This is a genomic window from Klebsiella sp. WP8-S18-ESBL-06 (assembly GCF_014169755.1).
In the GTDB taxonomy this organism is placed as follows: domain Bacteria; phylum Pseudomonadota; class Gammaproteobacteria; order Enterobacterales; family Enterobacteriaceae; genus Kluyvera; species Kluyvera ascorbata_B.
On the sequence record NZ_AP022260.1, the window covers coordinates 1 to 4,246 of the forward strand.

6 protein-coding genes are annotated in these 4,246 nt (G+C 54.5%); all 6 read left to right on the plus strand.

What is annotated here, in order from left to right; all coding sequences use genetic code 11:
- The first annotated feature begins 100 nt into the window (after positions 1-100).
- The gene (locus H7R76_RS24765; protein ID WP_003030983.1) at positions 101-427 is read left to right on the plus strand and encodes a MobC family plasmid mobilization relaxosome protein; all 327 of its coding nucleotides are present in this window, start codon (positions 101-103) and stop codon (positions 425-427) included.
- The gene (locus H7R76_RS25350) at positions 417-1,985 is read left to right on the plus strand and encodes a relaxase family protein (protein WP_502711079.1); all 1,569 of its coding nucleotides are present in this window, start codon (positions 417-419) and stop codon (positions 1,983-1,985) included. Before H7R76_RS24765 ends, H7R76_RS25350 begins: the two co-directional genes overlap by 11 nt.
- Before the next feature lie 60 nt (positions 1,986-2,045).
- Complete coding sequence (locus H7R76_RS24785) at positions 2,046-2,378, plus strand: type II toxin-antitoxin system RelE/ParE family toxin (protein WP_000017531.1); 333 nt, start codon at positions 2,046-2,048, stop codon at positions 2,376-2,378.
- Position 2,379: 1 nt separating this feature from the next.
- Entirely contained in the window at positions 2,380-2,664 is a 285-nt protein-coding gene (nadS, locus tag H7R76_RS24790; protein WP_001697687.1) for a NadS family protein, read from the plus strand.
- A 192-nt stretch (positions 2,665-2,856) separates the two neighbouring features.
- The gene (locus H7R76_RS24795) at positions 2,857-3,750 is read left to right on the plus strand and encodes a replication initiation protein (protein ID WP_182968140.1); all 894 of its coding nucleotides are present in this window, start codon (positions 2,857-2,859) and stop codon (positions 3,748-3,750) included.
- 11 nt (positions 3,751-3,761) lie between these two features.
- Positions 3,762-4,100 (plus strand): hypothetical protein, encoded by a 339-nt coding sequence (locus H7R76_RS24800; RefSeq protein ID WP_182968142.1) that lies wholly within the window; start codon positions 3,762-3,764, stop codon positions 4,098-4,100.
- The last annotated feature ends 146 nt before the right edge of the window (positions 4,101-4,246 follow it).

Genomic DNA, 4,246 nt, shown 5'->3' on the forward strand with positions numbered 1-4,246 from the left:
GCCACTGTGACTGGTTCAGGGGGCTCGCCGCCCCCCGAAACCCCTGGCATCCACTGCGAAAAATTCTCACGGTGGTGCGAATTTTTTCTTAGCGGAGCCTATGGAAAAGCGAACGAAAGAGATCAAAATCCGGCTCACCGAAACCGAGCATCAGCGATTGCTTGATCGCTGCGACCGGACTCACCTTGCGGAGTGGCTGCGTCAGCTTGGTCTGGGTGAACACACTTCACGCAAGCGCCGTGTGCCTGATGTGGCGCCCGAACTGCTGCGACAGGTCAGCGGGATCGGTAACAACCTGAACCAGATTGCCCGCCGCCTGAACCAGACTGATTCCCTGACGCCTTCTGAACGTGCCTCGCTGCTCATCGTACTGACTAGCCTCGACCGTCAGCTTGGCGACCTGCTGGAGCAGAACCGTGATCGTTAAAATTCATTCGCGGGGTGCGGGTTCGGGCAGCGGGCCGGTGGATTACCTGCTGGGAAAAGACCGGCAGCGCGAACAGGCCAGCGTTCTGCGTGGCAATCCTGAGCACGTACGCGAGCTGATCGACGGCTGCGATTTTGCCCGCGCTTACACCTCCGGTGTGCTGTCATTTCAGGAGCCGGACATTGCAGACGCTGAGAAATCACGCCTGATGGATGAATGGGAGCACACGCTGCTGACTGGCCTTGACCGCGACCAGTACGCCTGCCTGTGGGTAGAGCACCGCGACAAGGGGCGGCTTGAGCTGAATTTTGTCATCCCGAACATCGAATTGCAGAGCGGCAAACGACTGCAACCCTACTTTGACCGCGCCGACCGTCCCCGCGTCAATGCCTGGCAGACTCTGACCAACGACCGGCTGGGGCTGCGCGATCCGAACGACCCGACTTACCGTCGCCCGCTGACGCAGGCCAGTGATCTTCCCCGCGACAAACAGCAGGCGGCAGAGAAAATTACCGCCGGCCTGATGAACCTGATGCAGCAGGGCGTGATCCGCAGCCGGCAGGACGTGGTGACGCAGCTGGAAAGCTACGGCCTGACCGTAGCACGGGAAACGAAAAGCAGCATCAGCATTGCCGATCCGGACGGCGGCCGAAATATCCGGCTGAAAGGAATGATTTATGAGCGAGATTTTAAATTTGGCGAAGGGCTTCGAGGAGAAATCGAAGCAGCAAGCGCAGGATACCGAGCAGAGCGTGAAGCGCGAGTTCGCGAGGCTGGAGACGTCTATCAGCGCGGAACTGCAATCAAGCTCGCAGAGCATCAGCAACGCTATCCGCGAGCAGAACGGCAGACTGACGGGCATGCTCAGAGCCTCTGTCTCAACGGCGATGGTGTGGATATTCATCTGCTTCGCCCTGCTGATCGGCATCCTGAGCGGGATAATCTGGTTTCAGGGCACGATCATCACCTCGCGCCTGAGCGAGATGGACAGCTACAGCCAGCAGCTGGCGAACCTGAAAGCGAAAAGCGGCGCGGGCGTGGCGATCTACAGCGACGACAAGCACCGGAACACCTACATGGTGGTGCTGCCGAAGCAGGCGCACGGCGTGGAAACCTATACATCGACGACCGACAACACCGTAGTGAAATACACGGCGAAATAACCCCGTCAGAGCGCCCTGAAACGACACAGCGCGTTTTTAACACCGAGGATGACCAAAACCATGACCGAGATGGAAAAACAGCTTCTGAGCGCCTTAGAGAGCTTACAGACAAGCTACGAGCAACAGCAGCAGGCGTGGCAGGACAGCTACAGCAGCTTGCAGCACATGTTCGAGGCTACCTCACAGGCGCTGACGCACAGCGACCGGGTGTGTCAGCACTTGAGCAGTCAGGTAGAGAGCTTGCGCGCGCAGGTCGAGAGCTTGAGCAGGAACGTCAGCCGCTTGATGCGTTGATCAGGCAGCACGACCGCGCCTACGCCGAGAAGCTGCGTGAGCAGCAGCCAGAGCCGGAGCCGCAGAAAAAAACGACCCGCTACTATGGCCCCTCGATGTGACCGCTTTTCCGAAATCAGAATTAAGTGTACTATGTACTCCGTTAAAAACAGGAGACAGCCGTGAGTCACGCGATTGAGTTTATCGAGACCCCGATGTTTACCCGTCAGATAAAACAGATCGCCACGGATGAAGAACTCAGGGAGCTGCAAAAGACGCTGATTGAGTCGCCGGACAAAGGCGATCTCATTCAGAAAACCGGCGGGCTGCGCAAAATCAGGATGGCGACGGGCAACCAGGGAAAAAGCGGCAGCGTGAGGGTGATTTACTTTCTGGCCACCGCCGAGGTGATCTATCTGGTGATGGCCTACCCGAAAAGCACCAAAGACAGCCTGACGGACGCGGAAAAAGCCGCGCTGAAGACGCTGACCCAACAACTGAAAGACGAGGTGTGACATGAGTTTTTTTGACGAGCTGAAAGCATCGCTGGAAGAAGCCGTTGAAATCAAAAACGGCGTCAGAGAGCCTGCCCGCGTCACCCGTTACGAGCTGGCAGACGTGAAAGCCATCAGGGCACAGCTGAACGTATCTCAGAGCGAGATGGCGAAAGTGCTGGGAACCAGCCTCGACACCATCAAGAGCTGGGAAACCGGACGCCGTAACCCGACCGGACTGGCGGCGAAGGTACTGGCAACCATCCAGGCTAACCCGAAATTCTTCCAGGAGCTGGCGGCGCACTAAGCCGTTGTGACAGAAGGATTCGACAGGCGAGGCCGTTCGCGTGTAATTTAACGGCAACAGAAAAAACAAAGCCCCGGAAATCATGCTCTACTTTGGCGAGCGGACATGATAACCAGGGCCAGGTCGAAACCTTGAAAGGATATTAGCACATGAACCGTGCCAGACAACAGCCCGCCATAAGCGCAGGGCACATTGAATAACGCAGTACTCGAACTTTTCAACGACCGCTTACCGCACAAGCCGTACTTCTCGGATGATTTACACTTTGGTGTACGCATTGCAGGGAAAGAACGCGCCATTCTGGCGAAATACATCCAGTTCAACCAGCCGCACGCCATGTTCTGGCTGGGATTCGACGTCGATCGCACCGGTGCGGCCATCGACTGGAGCGACCGGAACGCGCCTGCGCCCACGCTGACCATCACCAACCCGGAAAACGGACACGCGCACCTGCTGTACGCGCTGGAAACCCCGGTACGCACCGCTCCTGACGGAAAAATGAAGCCGCTGCGCTACGCCGCCGCCGTGGAGAACGCGCTGCGTAAAAAATTAGAGGCTGACGCGGGGTATTCGGGACTAATCTGCAAAAATCCGAACCACGGCCACTGGAAAATTGCCGTGTGGCAGCCGGAACTCTACACGCTGGACTGGCTGGCCGACTTTCTCGACTTAAACGCAGCGAATGACAAAGAAATCGTCACTGACTACGGGCTAGGCCGTAACTGCACCCTGTTCGAAAAAACCCGAAAATGGGCGTACCGCGCCATTCGTCAGGGCTGGCCTGAATATGAGCAGTGGCTGCAAGCCTGTTATGAACGAGCCAGTGCCTATAACCTGCAATTCGCCGCACCTCTGGATGAAAATGAGGTGCACGGGATTGCAAAAAGCATTGCTAAGTGGACTTATGGGAAATTTACGAGAGAGTCATTTGAGGACTATGTAAAAATTACTCACTCACCAGAAATTCAATCGAGAAGAGGCCGCAAAAGTAAAGGCGGAGGTAGAAAATCTCTTGGTGAACCATGGTTAAAGCTAGGGATCAGTAGAGCTACATTTTTTAGGCTTCGAGATAAGAAAAGTAATTAATGGGGGTTTTTATGAGTTCGAGAGAAATTCTGGGGGCTGTTGTATTAGCTGCCGCTGCTTTAGTCGGTTTGGTTCTTTGCTATTTTGTGGGTAATTTTCTTCTAAGCATTATCATTCCAATAAGCCTTTCGTTCTTTGTTTTATTTATAGTTATAGCTTTGGTTAATTCTATTGTTAAGTCAGTTAAATATAAATCTAATAATGGAAGCCGAGCGATGACTGTGTCAGAAAAAACAGTGAAGTTCTCTGATTTAGTGGATCTAAAGGATGATGCTGAGTATCAGGCAAGGAAGCTACAAATCGAGAGTGAGCTGAGGTCTCTCGGCGTTAAGCTGAAAGATGATACTTAGCTGCCCTTTTTCCAAGATGAGACTAAACAACCTATATCAGATAACAGCCCTCTTCAGCAGAGGGCTTTTTTTTTGCAGCCAGCACAGAATCTGACATACTGCACTTTACTTCAAGCCAGTACACACAGCGTCCCCTCTTCCGAGGT